General features: G+C 70.4%; 14 protein-coding genes. 7 read left to right on the forward strand and 7 right to left on the reverse strand.

What is annotated here, in order from left to right; translation table 11 throughout:
• Positions 1-8: 8 nt before the first annotated feature.
• On the reverse strand, positions 9-3,929 hold the full coding sequence (locus KEG57_RS10585) for a serine/threonine-protein kinase (protein ID WP_272419578.1): 3,921 nt from the start codon (positions 3,927-3,929) through the stop codon (positions 9-11).
• A 118-nt stretch (positions 3,930-4,047) separates the two neighbouring features.
• Between KEG57_RS10585 and KEG57_RS10590 the strand changes: the two genes are divergently transcribed.
• Both KEG57_RS10590 and KEG57_RS10595 read left to right on the forward strand, forming a co-directional pair.
• A complete protein-coding gene (locus KEG57_RS10590) occupies positions 4,048-4,953 on the forward strand; it encodes a DMT family transporter (RefSeq protein ID WP_272419580.1) in 906 nt (301 codons plus the stop codon).
• A 189-nt stretch (positions 4,954-5,142) separates the two neighbouring features.
• Positions 5,143-6,960, forward strand: coding sequence for a carboxypeptidase-like regulatory domain-containing protein (locus KEG57_RS10595; protein ID WP_272419581.1), 1,818 nt, complete (start codon positions 5,143-5,145; stop codon positions 6,958-6,960).
• A 32-nt stretch (positions 6,961-6,992) separates the two neighbouring features.
• On the opposite strand, the gene KEG57_RS10600 is transcribed toward KEG57_RS10595, so the two are convergent.
• The 3 genes from KEG57_RS10600 to KEG57_RS10610 all read right to left on the reverse strand — a co-directional run bounded on the left by KEG57_RS10600 (position 6,993) and on the right by KEG57_RS10610 (position 12,813).
• Positions 6,993-10,895, reverse strand: coding sequence for a serine/threonine-protein kinase (locus tag KEG57_RS10600; RefSeq protein WP_272458426.1), 3,903 nt, complete (start codon positions 10,893-10,895; stop codon positions 6,993-6,995).
• Between the two features lie 86 nt (positions 10,896-10,981).
• On the reverse strand, positions 10,982-11,521 hold the full coding sequence (locus KEG57_RS10605; RefSeq protein WP_272458427.1) for a response regulator transcription factor: 540 nt from the start codon (positions 11,519-11,521) through the stop codon (positions 10,982-10,984).
• Positions 11,518-12,813, reverse strand: a complete 1,296-nt coding sequence (locus tag KEG57_RS10610) for a sensor histidine kinase (RefSeq protein ID WP_272458428.1) — start codon at positions 12,811-12,813, stop codon at positions 11,518-11,520. The genes KEG57_RS10605 and KEG57_RS10610 overlap by 4 nt, the downstream gene beginning before the upstream one ends.
• A gap of 70 nt (positions 12,814-12,883) precedes the next feature.
• On the opposite strand from KEG57_RS10610, the gene KEG57_RS10615 reads away from it, so the two are divergent.
• Both KEG57_RS10615 and KEG57_RS10620 read left to right on the forward strand, forming a co-directional pair.
• Positions 12,884-13,870 (forward strand): hypothetical protein, encoded by a 987-nt coding sequence (locus tag KEG57_RS10615; protein ID WP_272419585.1) that lies wholly within the window; start codon positions 12,884-12,886, stop codon positions 13,868-13,870.
• Positions 13,863-14,303 carry a FixH family protein gene (locus KEG57_RS10620; protein WP_272419586.1) on the forward strand — a complete coding sequence of 147 codons (441 nt, stop codon included), beginning with the start codon at positions 13,863-13,865 and terminating at the stop codon, positions 14,301-14,303. The genes KEG57_RS10615 and KEG57_RS10620 overlap by 8 nt, the downstream gene beginning before the upstream one ends.
• On the opposite strand, the gene KEG57_RS10625 is transcribed toward KEG57_RS10620, so the two are convergent.
• Positions 14,288-15,088, reverse strand: a complete 801-nt coding sequence (locus KEG57_RS10625) for a thioesterase II family protein (RefSeq protein WP_272419588.1) — start codon at positions 15,086-15,088, stop codon at positions 14,288-14,290. The genes KEG57_RS10620 and KEG57_RS10625 overlap by 16 nt on opposite strands.
• A gap of 70 nt (positions 15,089-15,158) precedes the next feature.
• Between KEG57_RS10625 and KEG57_RS10630 the strand changes: the two genes are divergently transcribed.
• Entirely contained in the window at positions 15,159-15,812 is a 654-nt protein-coding gene (locus KEG57_RS10630; RefSeq protein ID WP_272419589.1) for a nucleotidyltransferase domain-containing protein, read from the forward strand.
• Positions 15,813-15,822: 10 nt separating this feature from the next.
• Here KEG57_RS10630 and KEG57_RS10635 read toward each other — a convergent pair whose 3' ends face one another.
• A complete protein-coding gene (locus KEG57_RS10635) occupies positions 15,823-16,518 on the reverse strand; it encodes a 3-hydroxyacyl-CoA dehydrogenase NAD-binding domain-containing protein (RefSeq protein ID WP_272419590.1) in 696 nt (231 codons plus the stop codon).
• A gap of 161 nt (positions 16,519-16,679) precedes the next feature.
• On the opposite strand from KEG57_RS10635, the gene KEG57_RS10640 reads away from it, so the two are divergent.
• Together KEG57_RS10640 and KEG57_RS10645 are read left to right on the forward strand one after the other, a co-directional pair.
• Positions 16,680-17,594: a TIGR02757 family protein gene (locus KEG57_RS10640; RefSeq protein ID WP_272419591.1), complete on the forward strand. Its 915-nt coding sequence runs from the start codon at positions 16,680-16,682 to the stop codon at positions 17,592-17,594.
• 64 nt (positions 17,595-17,658) lie between these two features.
• Positions 17,659-19,245, forward strand: coding sequence for a hypothetical protein (locus tag KEG57_RS10645; protein ID WP_272419592.1), 1,587 nt, complete (start codon positions 17,659-17,661; stop codon positions 19,243-19,245).
• On the opposite strand, the gene KEG57_RS10650 is transcribed toward KEG57_RS10645, so the two are convergent.
• Complete coding sequence (locus tag KEG57_RS10650; protein WP_272419593.1) at positions 19,246-20,154, reverse strand: metallophosphoesterase family protein; 909 nt, start codon at positions 20,152-20,154, stop codon at positions 19,246-19,248. It abuts the gene before it with no gap.
• Positions 20,155-20,207 lie beyond the last annotated feature (53 nt).

Below are 20,207 nucleotides of genomic sequence, written 5' to 3' on the forward strand. Positions count from 1 at the left end.
TAGAGGCGTCAAGCCGCGCCCGGTGACGCACCGAGCCACGCCTCCGCGAGCGTGAGCGTGCGGGCGTTGTCCGGAACGGCGCGCAGGAAGCGCGTCCGGCGCGCAGGATCGCCGATCTTCTCGGCCCGGCCGAGGAGATGCGCGCGCGCGGCCGAGAGCGCTTCCTTCGCGCGTTCGTGCTGGCCGTTCGCGTCGAGCGCCTCGGCATACACGAGCCGCACGAGCGGCTCGTCCGAGAGGAGCGCGCCGATCTGCTCGAGGAGCTGCGTCGCCTCTTCCGCGGCCGAGAGCGCCTCCGCAGGGCGGCCACACGCGAGCAGCACGCGCGCCAGCGTCGCGAGGTACGAGCAGCGACGGTTCGGCGGCGCGTCGACGAGCGCCACGGCCTCGATCGCGGCGCGCTCGGCGGCCTCGCTATCGCCCTGCCGCACGAGCACGAGCGCGAGGAACTGCCGCACGTCGTGCGCGGAGAGCACGAGGCCCGCGTTCGTGAGCGTCTCCAGGATGTCTTCGAGCAGCGCGCGCGCCTCGGCGAGCGCCCCGCGCGCCGCGAGCGCTTCGGCGAGCCCGTGGCGCGCGCTCGCCGCGAGCATCGGCAAGCACTGCGCTTCGGCGCGCGCGACGAGCGTGGCGAGCTCCTCCTCGGCGCGCGCATGATCGCCGAGGTCGCAGAGCACGAGCGCTGCGTAGATGCGCATCGAGATGCCGAACCTGTCGACCTCGGCCTCCTCGAAGCACCGCGCGGCTTCGAGGAAAAACTCGTACGAGGGTTCGAGGTCGCCCTCGACGAGCGCGCGTGTCGCCGAGACGGCCGCCCACTCGGCCCGCACGATCGGCTCGCCACGCGCGGATTCGGGCGCTTGGTGGAACCGCTCGGTGAGCGTCTCGGCCGCGCTGCGCTGCCCGGAGCGCAGGAGCATCCGCGCGATCCAGCCCATCGCCGCGAGCCTGCGCGTGAACGGCGAGGCCTCGCGATCGGCGCGCTCGAGCATCGACTCCGCGATCCCGAGGAGCTGCCTTCGTTCGCCACGCGAGCTCTCGGCCCACGCCGCCGCGCTCGCCGCGCCGAACCAGAGCGGGCTGTCGGGCGAGAGGAGCTGCATCGCCTCGCGCGCGCGCCGCGCCGCCTCCGCGAGCTCGCCGCGGTAGAAATGCGCCTCGGCCTGCGCTTGTCGTACCTCGCCGAGCAGGCCGCCGTCCGCGCCGCACGCCTCGGCGCGCTCGGTCCGTTCGAGCACCGCCTCGAAGTCGTTCGCGCTGAGGGCCTGTGTCGAGGCGCGCACGAACCACACCGCGGCCTTCTCGCGCTCCTCGCCGCGCTCGCAGTGCTCGGCGAGGACCATCGCATCACGCTCGCCCGCGACCTCGAGCCACTCCGCGGCGAGCCTGTGGCCGAGCGCGCGATCGACCTCCGTCAACGCCCCATACGCGACGTCGCGCAGGAGATCGTGCCGGAACGCGAGCTCCTCCTCGCCGGGAAAACGGCTCTCGCGGCGACGCATGAGCAGCTCGCGGTGGACGAGCGTCTCGATCCAGCGACCCGCGTCGACCACGCTGCTCTCGCCGCCGAGCAGCGCGCGCACGCCGCCGGTCCAGAACGTCTCGCCGAAGACGCTACCCGCGCGGAGCAGCCAGCGTGCCTCGCTCGGCAACGCTTCGAGGCGCGCTTGCAGCATCGCGAGCACCGTCTTCGGCAGCGCGGTCTCCTGGCCCTCGGCGACGGCGCGCAAGAGTTCCTCCAGGTAAAACGGATTCCCCGCGGCCTGCGCCACGACGCGCGCGAGCAAGGACGGCGGCGCGTCGTCGCCGAGCACGTGCCGCGCGAGCCGCTCGCTCGCGCGCCGCGAGAGCTCGCCGAGCCGGATCTCCTGCATGCCGCGATCCGCCCAGAGCCCCGGAAACCTCTCGTGCACGTCGGGCCGCGCGAGCGCGAGGACGAACAGCGAGCGCTCGCGCGCGAGCCGGAGCGCCGCATCGAGGAGCTGCACGCTCGGCGTGTCGGCCCAGTGCAGATCCTCGAGCACCAGCACCACGGGCCGCGCCGCGCTCGCCGCGCTCACGAAGTCCTCGAAGCCGCGGCGGAGTTGATCACCCATGAGCACGGGATCTTTCCGTGCCGCGCGCAGGAACGTGCTCGCCTCCTCGGCCGCCCACGGCGCGCCCACGAGCTCGCCGTAGAGCTCCATCACGCGCCCCGCGTCCACGCCGAGGTGCCGCGTCACCGCGCCGCGGATCTTCTCCCGCCGCACCTCGATCGGATCCTCCTCGTGCAGCGAAGAAGCCCGCCGCAAGAGCTCCGCGGCCATGCCGAAGGGCGCACCCGTACGCGTCGGATCTCCCTGCGCCAGCCAGATCTCGGGCCGCGGCTCGGAGGCGGCGAGCTTCTGCAAGAGCTCGTGCCGGATGCGCGACTTGCCGATGCCGGCCACGCCCGTCACGAGCACCGCGCGCGCCTGGGGCTCGCTCGCGCACTCCTCGTAGAGCGCGAGCAGCGTCGAGAGCTCACGCTCGCGGCCTACGCACGGCGTCAAACGCCCGAGCAAAAGCCGCGATCCATCCTGTGCCTGCGCCTCGCCGAGGAGCGACCGAACCTCCTCGCTCCCCTCGATCACGAAGCGCGCTTCGAGCAGCTCCGCCGTCAGCTCGTCGAGGCGCACCGGCCGACGCGCGCCGCTCTCCGCATCCTCGCTCTTCGCCCTGCGCAGCTCCTCCTCGCGCAAGAGCTTCGCCGCGCGATCGATGCCTTCCCCGACGGGCAGCGCATGCGACAGCACCCCTCGTCCCGTCACGAGCACCATCGGCGCATCCGGCACCATCGCCTGCAATGCGAGCGCGCACCGCGCGGCTTGTGTCGCCTGATCCGTCGCCATCCCCGCGCCCGACAGCACGAGCGCCGCCGACCCGTCTGCCAGCGCCTCCACGCGCGCCCCGTACGATCGCGCCACCGCGCGCAGCGCCGCGAGAGGCGCGATGCCGGTCGAATCCATCGTCATGCCCAGCGGATCGATGGGCAGGACCTCCTTCGGCGCGGACACCAGGATCACGCTCACGAGACGTTGCTCCCCGCTGCCGAGCGCGCCCTTCGATCGCAGCGTATGCGGCGGCTCGCTCGTGGTCTCGTCGTTCGCCACGCGCGCGAGCGCGCCCATCACCGCGTCTCCATCGGCGAGCCGCTCTTCCGGCTGCTTCGCGACCATCCGCGCGATGAGCATGTCGAGCGCGGGTGGCACGCCGGGCCGGAGTGCCGAAACCTTTGGCACTTCCTCGAAGAGCACCTTCGCCAGCACGGCCACCACGTGTTGCCCGGTGAACGCGGGCTTGCCTGCGAGGCACTCGAAGAGCACGCATCCGAGGGCGAACACGTCGGCCCGCGCGTTCACCGCGCGATCTCCGCGGGCTTGCTCGGGCGCCACGTAGCCCGGCGTCCCCATGAACACGCCCGTCTTCGTGACGACGTTCGGATCCGAGGCGCGCCGCGCGATCCCGAAGTCGAGCAGCATCGCGCGCCGCACGTCGCCGTCGAGCAGGAAGATGTTGCTCGGCTTGATGTCGCGGTGGACGATCCCGTGCCGGTGCGCGATCGCGAGCGCGCCGGCGATGCGCTCGGCGAGCGCCATCGTCTCCTCGACGCTCAGCCGTTCCCGTGCGATGCGCGCGTCGAGGCCTTCGCCCGAGAGCCACTCCATCGCGAGGTACGGCTCGCCCGAGTCGAGCTCGCCGTAGCCGAGGTATCGCACGATGGCCGGGTGCGAGAGCGTGGCGAGCACGCGCGCCTCGCGATCGAACCGCGCGCGCTCCTCGACGCTCGCGCCGTTCATGATCTTGATCGCGACCTTGTCGCCGGTCTCGCGGTCGCGGGCCTCGAAGACGGCGCCCATGCCGCCTTGGCCTGCGAGACGCACGAGCTCGAAGCGCTCGCCAACCGACACTCCTACCCGCATCTCCAGCATTATCGCACGTCAGGCGTGGGCTTCGAGGAGGCAGTTCGGTTGCGCTGCTTCTTTCCCGGTCTGTCGCGACCGGATATCTTGCGCGCCCCTTTTCCCCATGTCCATCCCTCTCGGAGAGATCGCGGCCCTCGGCACGGCCCTTTGCTGGACCGCGAGCTCGCTCGCGTTCGCGGCCGCCGGCCGCCGCATGGGCTCCTTGTCGCTCAACCTCGTTCGCCTCGTCCTCGCGTTCGTTTTTCTCGGCTTGTACAATTTCGCTCGTCGTGGCCTCCCATTGCCCCTCGACGCCTCCGCGGAGGCGTGGGGCTGGCTCTTCGTGAGTGGCCTCGTGGGATTCGTCTTTGGCGACATGTGCCTCTTTCGGGCATTTTTGCTCATTGGCCCGCGCGTCGCGATGCTCGTCATGTCGCTCGCCCCGCCGATGGCGGCCGTCCTCGGGTGGCTCGTCCTCGGCGAGCGGATCTCGAGCCTCGGCATCGCGGGAATGATCGTGACGCTCGTGGGGGTCGCGATCGTCGTGCGCGAACGAACGGACCTTACGAATACCGCGGGCACCGGGCCGAAAGGGGAATCGGGCAAGGGCGTCCTGCTCGCCTTGGGCGGCGCCACCGGCCAGGCTGTGGGCCTCGTGCTGAGCAAGATCGGCATGAAGACCTACGACCCGTTCGCCGCGACGCAAATCCGCATCATCGCGGGCATCGTGGGTTTTTCCTTCCTGTTCACGTTCATCCAATGGTGGGGCCGTGCGGCCGTGGCGGTCCGCGACCGCACGGCGCTCGGATTCGCGGCGCTCGGCGCGATTGCGGGCCCGTTTGTCGGCGTATCGCTATCACTCCTCTCCATTCAGCACACGGAAACGGGCGTCGCGGCCACGATCATGGCGACGACCCCCGTCCTCCTCATTCCGGCCGTCATTCTGGTCCACAAGGAGTACGTGAGCCTGCGCGCCATCCTCGGCGCGCTCGTCGCCGTCAGTGGCGTCGCGCTGCTTTGCATCCGGTAACGGAATGCGGTCACTGCACCCGGTAACGGAATGCGGTAAGCGCCTCCGGTAAGCGAATGCGGTAAGACGATTGTGCACTGGTTTCACGAATTTCCATAGCGAAATTCGTGCTGGACCCGGCGACATGGCTTCGGACCTTTGTTATGGTCTCGTTGTCGCTTTGCGAAAACCAATGGGAGGTCCTTCCTGATGAACTTCCGAAAGCTTTCTTGGCTGAAGGGCGCTGCGTTTTCCCTCGCTTTTGCCGCCATCGGCTGCGGGCCCACGCCCGAAAAGATCGGCGATGCGTGCGAGACCGACGGCGATCCGTGTCCCTCGGGCGCGGTCTGCGCTCCCGGCGGCGAGGACCACATCTGTCAGATCCCTCCGGGCGGCTCCTGCACACAGGGCGGCACCGACTATTGCCAGGGTAGCACCGTCTGCGGCCCCGATAACACGTGCTCGATCCCTCTCGGCGAGGCCTGCGAGTCGGCCACCCCCGATCACTGCATCGCCGACGCCGTGTGCACCGACGCGAAGATTTGCGAGATCCCCGTGGGCGGCGCCTGCGACCCGGCCGGCCCGGACCACTGCCAGGGCGACAACGTCTGCGGCCAGAACCTCGACGGCACGGGCACGTGTGGCATCGCCGAGGGCGGCGCCTGCGACCCGGCGAATAACCAGTGCGCCGGCGGCCTGACCTGCGCCGAGCTCGCCGCGGGCGGCAACGCTTGTTATCCGCCCGTCCTCATCAAAGGCATGGTGTTCGACTCGCAGACGAAAGGCCCCGTCGTCGATGCGCAGGTCATGGCGCTCGACGATCAGGGCGCCTCCGTCAGCGACGTCGCGATCACCGACGACAAAGGCAATTACCTCCTCGCGGTCCCCGTGCCGCGGCAGGACGACGGCGTGCCGGCCCCGGACGTCGCCTTCACGCTCCGCGCGAGCGCCACCGATTACCAGACCTTCCCGGGCGGCCTGCGCACGGCGCTGCCCATCCTGTCGAGCGAGGCGAAATCGGACGTGGATGGCTGGAACATCAAGTCCACGCTCACCGACATCGCGCTCATCGGTGTGCCCGCGGATCAGAAGGGTTTGCCCTCGATCTCCGGCAAGGTCGCCGCCGACGACCTGTCGGCCGGCGTGCTCGTCGTGGCCGAGGACGCGATGAACCGCGGCTTCTCCGCGATCACCGACAAGAGCGGCGCCTACACGATCTTCAACGTCCCGGCCGGCGCCTACACCGTGCGTGGTTATGCCGCGGGCCTGCAGCTCACGCCCGCCTCGGCCGACGTGGCCATGGCGAACCTCACGGGCATCGACCTCGCGCGCTCGGACAATGGCCTCGGCGTCGTGTCCGGCAACCTCAACATCGTCAATGCGCCCGGCGGCTCCGCCACGAGTGTCGTCCTCGTCGTCGCCTCCACGTTCAGCGACACGTTCGTCCGCGGCGAGGTCCCGCGCGGCCTGCGCACGCCGCTCTCCGGCCCGCCCAACGTCACCGCGGCCTTCAGCATCAAGGACGTGCCCGAGGGCCGCTACAAGGTCCTCGCCGCGTTCGAGAACGACAAACTCGTCCGTGATCCGGATCCGAACATCGCCGGCACGCAGATCGTCGAGGTGAACATGCCGAGCCCGGGCGTCGACATGCCGCTCTCGGATTCGTTCAAGATCACCGAGGCCCTGACCGTCGTGAGCCCCGGCGCCGACAAGGCCGAGGCCGTCACGACCGCGCCCATGCTCACCTGGGCCGACGACAGCAGCGAAGATTTCTATACGGTCGTCGTCTACAATGCCTACGGCGAGCTCGTCTGGTGCCTCTCCGACCAGATGATGGGCTGCGCCGGATCGAGCATCCCCGGCGTGAGCGGCGAGCCGAACGTCTCCGTGCCTTACGGCGGCCCGCTCGAGACCGGCATGTATTACCAGTTCCGGGCCACCGCGTGGCGCGCCTCCGGCGGCACGCCCGGCCCGATCTCGAACACCGAGGATCTCCGCGGCGTGTTCTACGTGGACGTCATGCCCTGAACGGGCGTCTGTCCCGTAAAACCTGAGCCGATCTACGCGCCCGGGCCGAGCCAGGCCCGGGCGAGTTCCAGCGTCCGCGCATTCTCGGGTGCGTCTTCGAGGAAGCTCCGCCGATACGCGGGGTCCGGCGTCCGATCCGCCATCCAAAGGAGCTTTTCGCGCGCCGCCGCGAGCGTCGCCCGTGCCTCGTCCCGCGCGCCCGCCGCGTCGAGGCATTCGGCGAGCACGAGCCGCAAAAACCCACCACGATAACCGAATCCGCGCACGGCCTCGTACCGCGCATGGGACTCCCGCGCCGCCGCGAGCGCCTCGTCCACGCGCCCCTCCGAGAGCAGCGCCCGCGCGAGCACCGCGCCTGCCGCGGCGCGATCGAGCGGCAGCACCCCGCCGAGCGCCATCGCCGCCCGCGCGTGCCGCGCCGCCTCCTCGTGATGGCCCGCGCGACGCGCCACCTCGGCGAGCCCCCAGCGCCCGCGCGCCTCGTCCGCCTCGTTGCCCGTCATCTTCGCCGCCGCGAAGAGCCGCATGGCCTCATCGCGCGCCTCGTCGAGCCGCCCTCCGTCCGAAAGCGCGAGCACCCGGAAGAGCGCGCGGAGCGAGGCCACGATCGCAAAATCCTCGTCGGTCCGCGCCTCCGGCCGGAGCGTCTCGGCCGCGCGCGCGTTCGCCCCGAGCATCCACTCGTTCATCCCGACGAACACCCGCGCGAGCACCACGCCCCGCCGCGAGCCGGCCTCGTTGAAGGCCTGGAGCGCCGCGAGCGACCGAGACAAACTCTGCCAGGGGTCCTCCTTGATCCACGCCTCCCAGCGTGGATACGAGAGGTGCCAGAAGGCCCGGGCCATCGGGTCGCGATCGGCGACGGGCTCGACGAGCACGTCGAGCCTGCGTTGAATGGGCTCGACAATATCGGTGCGCCCCTCCGTCAGGAGCAGGACCGTGGCCATCGCGAGCGCGAGCGAGACGGTGCCGAGGACCTCGGGCGCTGGCTCGATCGTGGCGATTGCGTCGAGAATCGCGATCGACTCGTCGACGTGCTTCATGCGGAGGGCGTACGTGAATTGCGCCAGCGCGCCGCGCACCCAGGGCGCGCTGCCGGGCGGGGCCCTGCGCGTGAGCCGCGCGCCGTGCGTCGCCGCCTCTTCGAGGTGGTTTTGCCACATGCGCGCCTCGGACACGATGCCGAGCAGCCCGATTTCGGTCTCGGGGTCGGGGCCGAGGGCAAGGGCGCGCTCGGCGCGGCGGACGGCGTCCTCGTCGTCGCCGGCGCGATGCGCCTGCTCGGCCGCGCGCAAAAGGTGGCGCACGGCGCGGCTCGGCTTCTGGCCACGCTCGAAATGGGTCGCGAGGACGAGCGGGTCCGTCTCGCCGTGGGATTCGAGCCACGCCCCCGCAAGCCTGTGCCCGAGCTCGCGGTCCTCCTCGGTCAGCATGGCATAGGCGCCCTCGCGCACGAGCGCGTGCCGGAACGCGATCTCTTCCTCCCCGGGGAGTCGGCTCTCTCCGCGGAGCGACAGAAGCTCCCGCTCTTCGAGCGCCACGAGCCGCTCGCGGAAGGCATTCTTGCCGACGCTTTCGCCGAGCAGCGCCCGCGCGCCGCCGGCCCAGAACACGTCCCCGAATACGCTGGCCGCGCGGAGCAGCCGTCGATCCTCGTCGTCGAGCGAGGCCAGGCGCGATTGCACCATCGCCACCACCGTCTCCGGCAGCTCCGCGTCCCGCCCCTCCGCCGCGGCGCGGATCAGTTCTTCCAGGTAAAACGCATTTCCCTGCGCGCGCTGGACGATCCGCTCGACGACCTCTTGCGGCGCGTTCTCGCCGAGCGCCCCCCGCACGAGTTTCTCGCTCGCCCGCTTGCCGAGCTCCGTGAGGCTGATCTCCTGCAATCGGCGCCCCTCCCAGAGCCGCGGGAATCGCTCCCGCACGTCGGGCCGCGCCGTGGCGAGGACGAAAAAGGGTTTGTCGGAAAGCGTGCGCAGCGCCGCGTCCACGAGCCGCACGCTCGGCAGGTCGCCCCATTGCAGATCCTCGAGCACCAGGAGCACCGGCGCCACGTCGCACTCGGCCCCGAGGAAATCGAGGAATGCCGCGCGGATCTGGTCGACCATGAGCTGCACGTCCGCGCGCGCGGCGCGGAGCGGCAGGTCGTCCTCGTCCGGGAACGGCGCGTCCACGATCTCGCCGAGAAACCGCGCCACGCGTCTCGCCTCCGCGCCCGAGAAGCGCGCCGACACCCGCGCGAGGAGTTTGTCACGGCGCACATTCGGCCCATCGCCGGCCGCGATGCCGAGCGCGGTGCAGAGCGCCGGCGACACGAGCCGGAACGCAGATCCCGCCCGGCGCGCGTCTCCGCCCGAGACCCACGCGTTCGCGAGCGGCGCCTCGCGCAGCACGATCTGCACGAACTCCTGCGCGAGCCTCGATTTGCCGAGGCCCGCGGCCGCCGTCACGAGCGCGGCCTGCGCGGCCGGCTCCTCGATGCAGTCCTCGAACAGGCCCGCGAGCGTGCGCAACTCGCGATCCCGGCCCACGCACGGCGTGGGATTGCCGAGCAGCGTGCGTGTGCCGAGCAGCGCCGGACGCTCGCCGTGCAGCGAGAAACCCGTGCCGTCCTTTCGCACCTCGAAGCGCGCGTCGAGCAGGCCCGCCGTGAGCTCGTCGAGCGCGATCGGACACTCCTCGTAGCTCGCGCCGCGATGCTCCGCGAGCGCGTGTGCCGCCCTGTCGATCGCGTCCCCGAGCGGGCTCGGCCCCGCGAGCGAGCCCCATCCGACCGCGAGGGCAAACGGCCGCCCGCCGCCGATCGACCGGAGCTCCATCGCGATGCGCGCCGCCCGCGCCGCGAGGTCCTTCGCGCCCGCGCCCGCGGTCCAGAGCGCGAGCGAGCCGTCCCGGAGGATCTCGCACGGCACCCCGCGCGCCTCGGCCTCGGCTTGCAGCAATCGATCGAGCTCCGAGGCGCGACGCTCGCGGCTCTCGAACGATCGGCCGAACGCCGGCGGCGGCAGCGAGTTTTTCGAGCGCCCGATGAGCAGCGCCGCGACGGGCCGGCGCTCGGTGCTCGTGAGCGAAGGCGGGCGGAGCGAGAGGGGCACGACGGCGCGTACCGTGGCCGCGCCGCTCTCCAAAAGCTGGAGCTCCTCCACCACGGCGCGCCCGTCGCGAGGCCTGTCCGCCGGGTCCTTCGCGAGCATGCGCATCACGAGTGCTTCGAGCTCGTACGGAATTTCCGGCCGGAGCTCCACGAGCGACGGCGGCTCGGCGAAGAGCACCTTCGCGAGGATCGCGTGCAGGTGATCGCCGGGGAACACGGGCGCGCCCGCGAGGCATTCGAAAAGAAGACAGCCGAGGGCAAACACGTCGGCCCGCGCGTCGACTTCGGCCTCGCCGCGCACTTGCTCGGGCGCCATGAAGCCCGGCGTGCCGACGATGCTGTCCGTCCCGGTGATGCGCGTGCGCCGCCCGAGCTTGGCGATGCCGAAGTCGAGCAGCTTCGGCTGGTCGGGCCGGCCGTTCACGAGAAAGACGTTCTCGGGCTTGAGGTCGCGGTGGACGATGAGTTTTTCGTGGGCCGCGGCGAGCGCCTCGGCCACCTTGCGCGCGAGGGCGATGGTGTCCTCGACCGACAGCCGCCCGCGCGCGAGCGTGCGCGCGAGCTCCTCGCCGTCGAGCCATTCCATCACGAGGTAGCGCGTCCCGTTCACGAGCGTGCCGTGCCCGAGGTAACGGACGATGCCCGGGTGATCGAGTGATCCGAGCGCCTCGATCTCGCGGTCGAAGCGCGCGTCGTCCACGGGGCTCGCCTCGGTGACGAGCTTCAGCGCGACCGGCGTCATGGTCTGCCGATCCCGCGCCCGGTGCACTTCGGCCATGCCGCCGGTCCCTGCAAGATGCAGGATCTCGTACCGCTCGGCGAAGACCGTGCCTTCCCTCATCCGTAACGAATCAGTCTACTTGCAGCGCGAGGGCCTTGCAAACCTGGAAGCACGCGCGCGTCCGCGCCGCCCCGAACATCCCTCGCTCAGCGCGCGGGCGGCATTTTCGCAATCTTGCGCTGGAGCGAACGCCGGTGCATCCGCAGACGCCGCGCGGCCTCGGAGATATTGCCGCCGCAATCGCCGAGCACCCGGTGCAGATACTCCCACTCCACACGATCGAGCGAGGGCACGTCGTCCGGCGCGCCCTCCGCGGACGGACGGCCGGCGAGGGCCCGCTCGCACGCGGCCGCGTTCACGGGCTTCGTCAGGTAATCGAATGCCCCCGCGCGCATCGCCTCCACCGCATTCGCGATCGTGCCGTATCCCGTGAGCACCACGATTCGTGTCCCCTCGTCGAGGGCTCTTAGCGAGCGCACGAGGTCGATCCCGCTGCCGCCCGGCATTCGCACGTCGACGAGCGCATATTCGAAGACCTGTCGCTCGGCGAGCGCGAGCGCCGCCGCGGGGCCTTCGGCGAGTGACACCGAAAAACCCCGACGTTCGAGGGCTTCCCCGAGCGCGGCTCGGAACGGGTCGTCGTCGTCCACCACGAGCAGCGTGGGTTTTCCCTCGGCCGCCGTCACGCCCGCGCCTCCGCGAGCCGGATCGTCACGCGTGTCCCCCGCGGCTCTCGTGGCCCGATATCGAGCGTGCCTCCGGCGATCTCCACAACGCGCCGCACGAGCCAGAGCCCGAGGCCCATTCCCTCGCCGGGCTCCTTCGTCGTCAAGAACGGCTCGCCGAGCCGCTCGCAGAGATCCGCGGGCACGCCCGTGCCTTCGTCCTCCACCGCCACGAGGATCCGCTCGCCTTCGCGCCGCACGTGCACGCCGATCGGCGCCGTCACCGACCCGGCCCGGCACGCGAAGAGCGCATTGTCGAGCAAGGCCCCGAGCGCGCCCTCCACCTCGGCCGCGGACAAACCCACGCGCACGCCTGGATCACACGTCGCGGTGATCGTGACATTCGCGTCCGGGTGCGCCGCGCGCCACGCCGAAACCGCGCGCGTCGCGGCGTCCGTGATGCTCGCGCGTTCGCTCTCGGCCCCGCGCGTGCTGCCTGCGGACAGACGCGTGATCACCTGCCGGCATCGCTCCACCTGCGCGCCGATCGCTGCGCCGTGCCGCTTCGCCGCGTCGGGCTCGCAGCCGTCGCCAATCTCGTACGCGAGCACGGCGATCGTCCCGAGCGGCGTGTTGAGCTCGTGCGCGGTGCCTGCGGCGAGCGTCGCGAGCGCGCGGAATCGAGCGTTCGCCTCGGCTTCGCGGCGCAGGCGCGCGATCTCGCGGCCGCGGGCGGCGAGCGCGCCGCGCACGTGCGTGACGAACGTGGCGATGATCCCTGCCGAGATCGCGAAGGCGAACCACATCCCGTAGAGGTGCGTCGAGAAGGCTCCGTTCTCCGGGTGGCTCGGACAGCAGGCCCCGGACGGCACGCTGAAGAGCGCGAGGAAGAGGCACGCGGCGAAGCCCGAGAGCGCGAGCGTCGTGCCGAGCGGCAAGACCGCGGCCGCGAGCGCGACGTGGATCAAGAAGAGCGCGCTCCACGGATTCGCCGCGCCGCCCGAGCACGCGAGGACCACGAAGATGCCGGCGAGGTCGAGCGCGAGCCCGGCCGCGAGCGCGCGGGGCGACGGCGGCGGGCGGCCTTTTCCCGCGCGCGACGCGACGAACGCATTCGCCGCGGCGACGAGCAGCGTCGCGGGCACGGCGATCTCGTAGCGGACGTGAAAGCCAAGGATGTGCTCGCTGAAGGGCAGCGTCGCGAGCAGGAGGACGGAGATCGCGATGCGCAGCCCGGACAGGCCTCGCTCGACGATCCCGATCGCGTCGTCTTCCTCGTGGGCCGCGGGCAGGCTGAGGGGAGCGCCTGACATGGGCGCGAGCGTAGCAACCACAAGGCGCGGCGGGGTGCGTCGGATCGTCGCACCGGGCCGTTCGGACGTCATGCGACAACGTGTCTCATGGATCTTCGGGCCGTGCGGCTCCATGGATGCACTCGTGCTCGGCGCCCGCAAGACCTTCGCCTCGGCCCTGCTTGGCTGTGTGCTTCTTCTGGCCTCCCGTGATGCCTCGGCCTCCGCTTGTTGCGGCAGCGGTCACGGCCTCGGCCAGCGGCTTGGCCCGCTCGAGCGCGCGGCGGTCGGGCTCTCGTTTCGCTTCTCGGATCGGTTCGGCTCGCACGGATACGCGGGCGGCTTCACGCTCGCGCCGTCCGGCACCCTCGACGCCGAGGGCCGCGCCGAGCTCGGCGTTTTGTTCGCGCCGGTGCCGCGCCTGCAGCTCGGCCTCGTCGCGCCGGTCCTCCTCAACGTCCGCAGCTCGCGCGAGGACACGTTTGTCGGCGGAGGCTTCGGCGACCTCGCGTTTTCGGCGCGCTTCGACCTCGTCCCGCTCACCACGACGAGCGCCTGGCCCGCGATCGCCCTCACGGCCGGCGTCGGCCTCCCGACGGGCCGATCCGCGGCAAACGCGAAGGACCCGCTCGCCACGGACGCGACAGGCCTCGGCGCGGCCGAGGTTCGTCCCGGCGTGTTCGTCGAGAAAAACTGGTCGGGCGAGGCCACGGCCGTCTTCAGCGCGTCGATCGGCTTTCGCACGCCGATGACGGGCGCGCGTGGCGAGCGAATCGAGCTCGGCCCGCGGGCGCGGTTTGTCGCGGCGGCGGGGCCGGTGTTCTCCTCGGGGTGGTCGCTCTCGGCGGGGCTCGTGCACGAACGCGAATCGGCGCCGTCCATCGGCGGCGTGACCACGCCCGATGCGGATCGGCGACGCACGGCCGCGCTGCTTTTTGCGGGCTACGACCTCTCCACGCGTTTCACGGCGCTCGCATCGCTTGAGGTGGACCTGCCGGTCCCCTCGCTCGGCAAGAACGAACCATCGGCCGTGGCGTTCGCCATCGGCCTACGGAGATCATTTCCGCGATATGAATGAGACGAACCGCATCTCCCGCGCCCGTTTTTCGAGGATGCTCCTTTGCGCGATCGTCTTCTCGTCGCTCGCCGCGTGCGGCGGCGCGGAGGGGACGTCGGGGAGCCCGGACCAGGAGTCGATCGGCCTGCGCGGCGCGCTCGAATTCACGCTCGTCCCCGAGGCGCCGATCATACAAGGCGAAAACGATCTGCGATTGACCCTGCACGACGCCGCGACCGGCAAGGTGATCGAGGGGGCTTCGATCCAGGTGACGGCGATCATGCCGGCGATGGGGCACGAGGCGGCGGGCGTGCTTGCGATCGAGGAGGCGGGCGACGGCGCCTACGCGGTGCGAGGCCTCGCGCTCTCCATGCCGGGACGCTGGGACGTCCACGTGAAGGTCGAGCACCAGGGCACGACCGACGAGGTCCATTTCTATTACGACGTCCCCTGAGCCCCTCGAACATTCACGAGCACCTGGGCCAGCGCCTCCACGAGCGCCGGCTTCGACTCCTCGAACAGATAAAAATGGCCGCCCTCGAAGATCCGCGAGGTGAAGGCCGCGCTCGTGTGCTCGCGCCACGGCTCGACTTGCTCGGGGCGCGTCGAACGATCGTGTCGCGCGCCGAACGCCGTGATCGGGAGCGCGAGCGGCGCTTCGGGCTCGAACGTGTTTGTCTCGTAGATCCTGAAGTCGGCGCGGAGCGGCGGCAGGAAGAGATCCATGAGCTCGTCGTTCGACAGGACGGCTTCGGGCGTGCCGCCATAACGACGGAGCTCCTCGATGAGGCGCGGCCTCGAAAGGTCGTGCAGGGGCAAACGTCCGATCGGCAGGTGCGGCGCGCGGCTGCTGGAGACGACGAGGGCCCGGGGCGCTGCGGACCCTCGTGCGCGGAGCGCCCGCGCCATCGCGAATGCGACGTGCCCGCCGAAGCTGTGCCCGAAAAACACGAACGGGAGGTCGAGCTTCGGCGCGAGCACGGGGAAGAGCGCCTCCACGAGCGGGGGCATCGACTGGTAGGGCGTCGCCGAGAAGAGCGACTCGCGGCCGGGGAGCTGCACGGCGTGGAGCTCGACCCAGGGAGGCAAACCCACGGCGAGCGCGCGGTAGGGGAATGCGCCGCTCCCCGCATGCGGGAAGACGAAGAGGCGAAGCGCGGGCGCTTCTTTGCCGGGGACGCAGACGAGGGCAGGGGACGGAGGCGGGGTCACGGCCATGGGTTCGTGAGCGTTAGGCATCACGAAGGCCCGCGGAGGTCAAGCCCGCCGTGTTGACGGCCCGCGCGCGTGTCCGTAGCCTTACCGGTCCATGGCGAATTCCTCCGAGGTGCTCGCGCACGATCCCCTCCTTGCCCGGCTCGTGAACGAATTGGTCACGCGCCATGGCTGCCACACGGTCGTTCTTTATGGCTCGCGCGCGCTCGGGGCGGCGGCGCCGGAGAGCGACTGGGACATGCTCGGGATCCGCGCGGAGGGCGAGGCGACGCGGGACGCGAGGCTCGTGGACGGGGTTTTTCTCGACGCATTCATCGTGCCCGAAAAGGACGTCGTCGACGCGGGGGCGAATTTCCTGCACGTGCGCGGGGGCGTGGCCGTGCTCGACCCGCGGGGGCTCGGCGCGCGCCTCGTCGAGGACGCTGCGGCAGCGCTCGCTTTGCCGCCGAAAGGTTTGCCCGAGGCGGAGATCCAGGCGCGGCGGGCCTGGTGCTGGAAGATGCTCGGGCGCATCCGGCGCGGCGGGCCCGCGGACGTGGAGGCGCATTATCGGCGCGTGTGGCTGCTCTTCGATTTGCTGGAGCTCTATTTCGTGTTCCGGGGCCGCCATTTCCTCGGGCCCAAGGAGAGTTTTCGCTGGCTTCACGCCGAGGATCTGGCGGCGCACGCGGCGTTCTCGGCCGCGCTCGCGCCCGGCGCGCCGGTTGAGGTCATCGAGGCGCTCGTCGAGCGCGTGCTCGAGGTCTGAAGGGCGCCCGTCAGAGCCCGCAAAAGATGCCGGGTCGCGACCGCTGCGAACGAAGGAGCCCTGCCTGAATCGCCCCGAGCCGGGCGCCTTGCGACTGAAGAAGGAGGCAAGCGGGCGTGTCGTGGACGATCACCGCGTGCTTGCCGAGCGCCTTCACGAATTGCACGGCCGTCTCGACCACGGTAGGCTGCGTCCGGTTCGTCACGGACACCTCGCAGAACCCGGCCAGCACCGGGGGGGCGAAGAAATGCAGTCCCACGAAGTTTTCACGTACGTCGAGGCGCGTCGAGAGCGTCCGGAGCAGCGCGGTCGGGGCCGTCGTGGCCAGAATGGCGCGACCGTGCGTGGCGCGCTCGGCTTGCGCGAGCAGGGTTTGTCGCGCTTTCCAGGCCGAATCGGTGGATTCGAGGACGAGGTCGGCGCTCGCCGCGGCGCTGATGTCCCCGGACGCACGGAACAGGTCGAGGGCGCGCTCGACGGCGTCCCGGTCGAGCCGGCCGCCATGGCGTTTGTCTTCGAGCGAGGAGGCCAATCGGCGGCGGGTCTCGGAGGCGCTGCCGGGCGTGGTTCGAATCATCGTGGCGAACAGGCCGGCGAGCAGGCAGGCCTCGATGACGCCGATGCTGCTCGCGGCTCCGCTGATGATGGCCACGTCCGTGATCGCGCGGGCCGTCGCATCGCCGTTCGCGTTCTCCAGCGGCTCCATGGTCCCCCTCTCGAAATACCTCCGGAACGCCCGCGTCCGAGCGCCCGGGGTGGGATGTCGTATGGGTCCTACATGGGCACCGTCAATACGGCCGCGTTCGTCTGGGCCAGGCGGCATCGCGGGCGCAATCGGGGCGGTACGTGCGTGCGAGGCGTAGGCGCATGAGCCGCGGCGGATCGTCTGTGCGAGGGGTGGACGAGGCGCTCCGGCGCGCGCTCGACGACGTGCGCGCGCGTTGCGACGTCGAGGCGCGCAAGGCGGCCGATCCGGTGCATTTCGTGCACCGGTATGCCCGCCGCGACGATCAGGAGATCGTGGCGATGATCGCGTCGGCGCTGGCGTTCGGCAACGTGAAGGCGCTTTGCGCGAAAATCGAGGATGCGCTCGCGCGGCTCGGCCCGCGTGTCGCGGCGATTGCCGACGATCCGGTGGCGGTGCGCGCGCGGCTCGCGGGGTTCCGGCATCGCGTGTATCGGGACGAGGATCTCGCGGGGCTCGTGATTGGCGCCCGCGCGGTGCAGCGCGCCCATGGCTCGCTCGGCAAAGCGCTCACGGACAAACTCGCGGCGACGGGCAATTTGCGGGAGGCGCTCGGGGCCTGGGTCCGCGAAATTCGGGAGCGGGGTGAGCTCGGCGCCGGCGCCGGGGGGCGGCGGGGCGCGGAGCATATCTTGCCGGATCCGAGCAAAGGCAGCGCCGTGAAGCGGATCCTGCTCCTCGTGCGGTGGATGGCGCGGCCGGCGGACGGGGTGGATCTCGGGTTATGGGACGTGCCGACGTCGCGGCTCATCATCCCCGTGGATACGCACATCCACAAGCTCTCGCGAAACCTCGGGCTCACGGAACGCAAGTCGGCCGATTTCCGGGCGGCCGAGGAGATCACGGCCGCGCTCGCGCGGCTCGACCCCGACGATCCAGTGAAATACGATTTTTCCTTGTGCCACCTCGGCATGCTCCAGACGTGCCCGTCGAAGCGGGACCCGGATGCGTGCGAGGGATGCGGGGTCAAGCCAGTCTGCCGGCACTGGAGGCGTGACGAGACGCTTGGTCGGCGCGGGACGCGACGTCGTTCGTAAATCGATCCAAGCCGGACGAATCTGTATACAATGCGTCCTTCCCGCATCCAAGGAGGGACTTTCCATGCTTCGATTCATTCGCCCTGCATTCGCAACCGCATTCATTTTTTGCACCCTCGCTGCCTGCTCGGGCGGCGGAAGCGGCGACGACGGCTCCGGCGCCTCGGGCGCGTCCGGGGGCTCGGGCGGCGCGGGCGCGTCGGGCGGCTCGGGCTCGGCCTCGGGCGGCGGTGGAACGGGCGGATCCGGGGGCGGGGGCGCGCTTGGCGGGCCGTTCCGGTATGGCATCAATTATGGATTTCCGAACCCTGGCTGGAACGATCAGGACCTCGCCTTCCCCTCGCACGAGGCGGGCGCGAACAGCGCGCGCCTGAAGCTTTCCGAGGGGCACCTCGAGACGTGGGGCTACGACATCGAGGTCGGGGACATGCAAGGGTACGGGTCGCTCGGAATGGGCGAGCACGTGGCGTTCCTCGGCGCGCCCACGGCCGAGCACTCGACGGCGCCGGAGGGCATTCCGAGCTGGGAGCTCGAGCATTACATCCCGAAGAACCTGTACGAGCCCGTCTTCGACGAGGATGGGTCGATCAACCCGAACAATTACTGGGGCGCGTACGTGTACCAGACCGTGACGACGTACAAGCCCTGGGTGCGGGTGTGGGAGGTGTGGAACGAGCCGGACTGGGTCTCCGATTGGCAGGTCACGCAGACGTGGGAGACGGAACCGCCGACGAAGGAGCATCTCGTGCGCTTCGGCGGGTCGATCTACGATTACGTGCGCATGCTGCGCGTGAGCTTCGAGGCGGCGAAGAAGGCCGATCCCGAGGCGCGGATCGCGCTCGGCGGGATCGGATATCCGAGCTTCCTCTCGGCCGTGCTGCGCTACACGGACAACCCCTCGGGTGGTGCCGTGACGAACGACTATCCGAAGACGGGCAGCGCGTATTTCGACGTCGTGAGTTTTCATTATTATCCTGTCTTCGGGCCCGGCGGCTCGGACGAGGGCGTCACGGGGTTCTTGAACCTAAAGTCGGAGCTCGAAAAGAAACTCACGGCCGCGGGCGTGACGGGCAAGGGCTGGATCGTGACCGAGACCGGCGCGCCGCACGTGTCCGTGGGCGGCGCCCCGGGCGGGCCCGAATACGCGCCGAATTACCTGGTCAAGGTCATGACGGCCGCGCAGACGGTGGGGATCGACCGGATCGATTGGTTCTGCCTGTCCGATGGAAAGGCCGTCGGGGAGAGCACCAATGCATTCGATTACATGGGCCTTTACGTGGACGTGTCGAAGCTCGGGCAAACGAGCGAGGCCGTGCGCACCGAGGCCGGCCGCGCGTACCGGACGCTCGGCAAGCTCCTCGAAGGCGCGCTGTTCGACCAGGCGGGCACGACAGCGCTGGGTTTGTCCGATGCGATCGGCGGCGCCGCCTTCCGTTTGCCCGACATGCGTCGCGCGCTCGTGCTCTGGGCCCGAACGTCGGGCGGAAGTGAGTCCGCGAGCGCATCGTATTCGCTCGCCGCGGAGGGCGCGTACGAGTCGTACGGGCTCGATTTCAGCGACTCTGGCGCGGTGGAGACGCTCACCCCCGAGGGCGGAAAGATCACGCTCACGCTCGGCGGCGCGCCGCGGATCTACGTGCAGAAGCCCTGATCAGCCGGGCCAATCGAGGCGAAATCGATCCATCGGCGAAACGTGCGGCGCGCCCTTGGCCAGGCCGAGGGCGCGCACGTCGAGGCCGGTTTCGTCCGGGGCGAGGGTCAGGAAGTGAAAATCGCGAATCGAGGGGCCGTCGAAGAGATCGCGGAACGTCTGCCGCTCCTTCGGGAGGAGCCGATGCCGCGGCCCTCCGCCGCCGCCGCAGACGACGAAATGGCGGCCCTCCCGGACGAAATGCTCGTAGGCGTGCACGTGCCCCGAGAGCATCAAAACGGTCTTTCGGGAACGTAGAAACGAGGGGACGAACGAGCGCTGGGTGAGGGCCGAAGGCCCGGTGACGGTGCCGTTCGTGAACGGCGGGTGGTGAACGAGCACGAGAATGCCCCGCACGTCCGGATCGGCGTCGAGATCGGCGAGGGTTTTGTGGTACCAACGGGATTGTTCGTCCCATTGGGATGACGGGAGGAAAAACCGGTTCGAATCGAGTGCGACGATGCCGAGCGGCCCGAGGCGCGTCGTGTAGAATCGGCGTCCTCCGAGCCGGGGGAACCGCGCGAAGTAATGGCGGAGGCCCCGCGGCCCGATCGACCAGCAATCGTGGTTGCCGAGGATCGGCAAGAGCTCGACGCCCGCGGTGCGGAGCGGCTCGACCAGTCGATCGAAAAAGGCCCAGGCCCGGGACGAGGCGCCGAGGAAGACGTGATCGCCGAGCAGGAGCAGGGCGTCGGGGCGTGCCGCCGCGAGCGCCGCCATGATGCCCGTCCGCTCGGCGTCGTTTTGCTCGGCGAGCAGGAAGAGACGCTCGACGAGGGCCGTGCGTTGCAGATCGGAGACGACCGCGACGCGCCCACCTTCGGGAAAAGGGGTGACGATCGAGGTCGAGCGTGTGGTGGCGGCGGTCATGGGCGAGGGAAGGGATCCTAGCGTGCTTCTTGCGCGGAAGACGTTGACCGGAT

It is taken from the genome of Polyangium jinanense, from assembly GCF_028435365.1.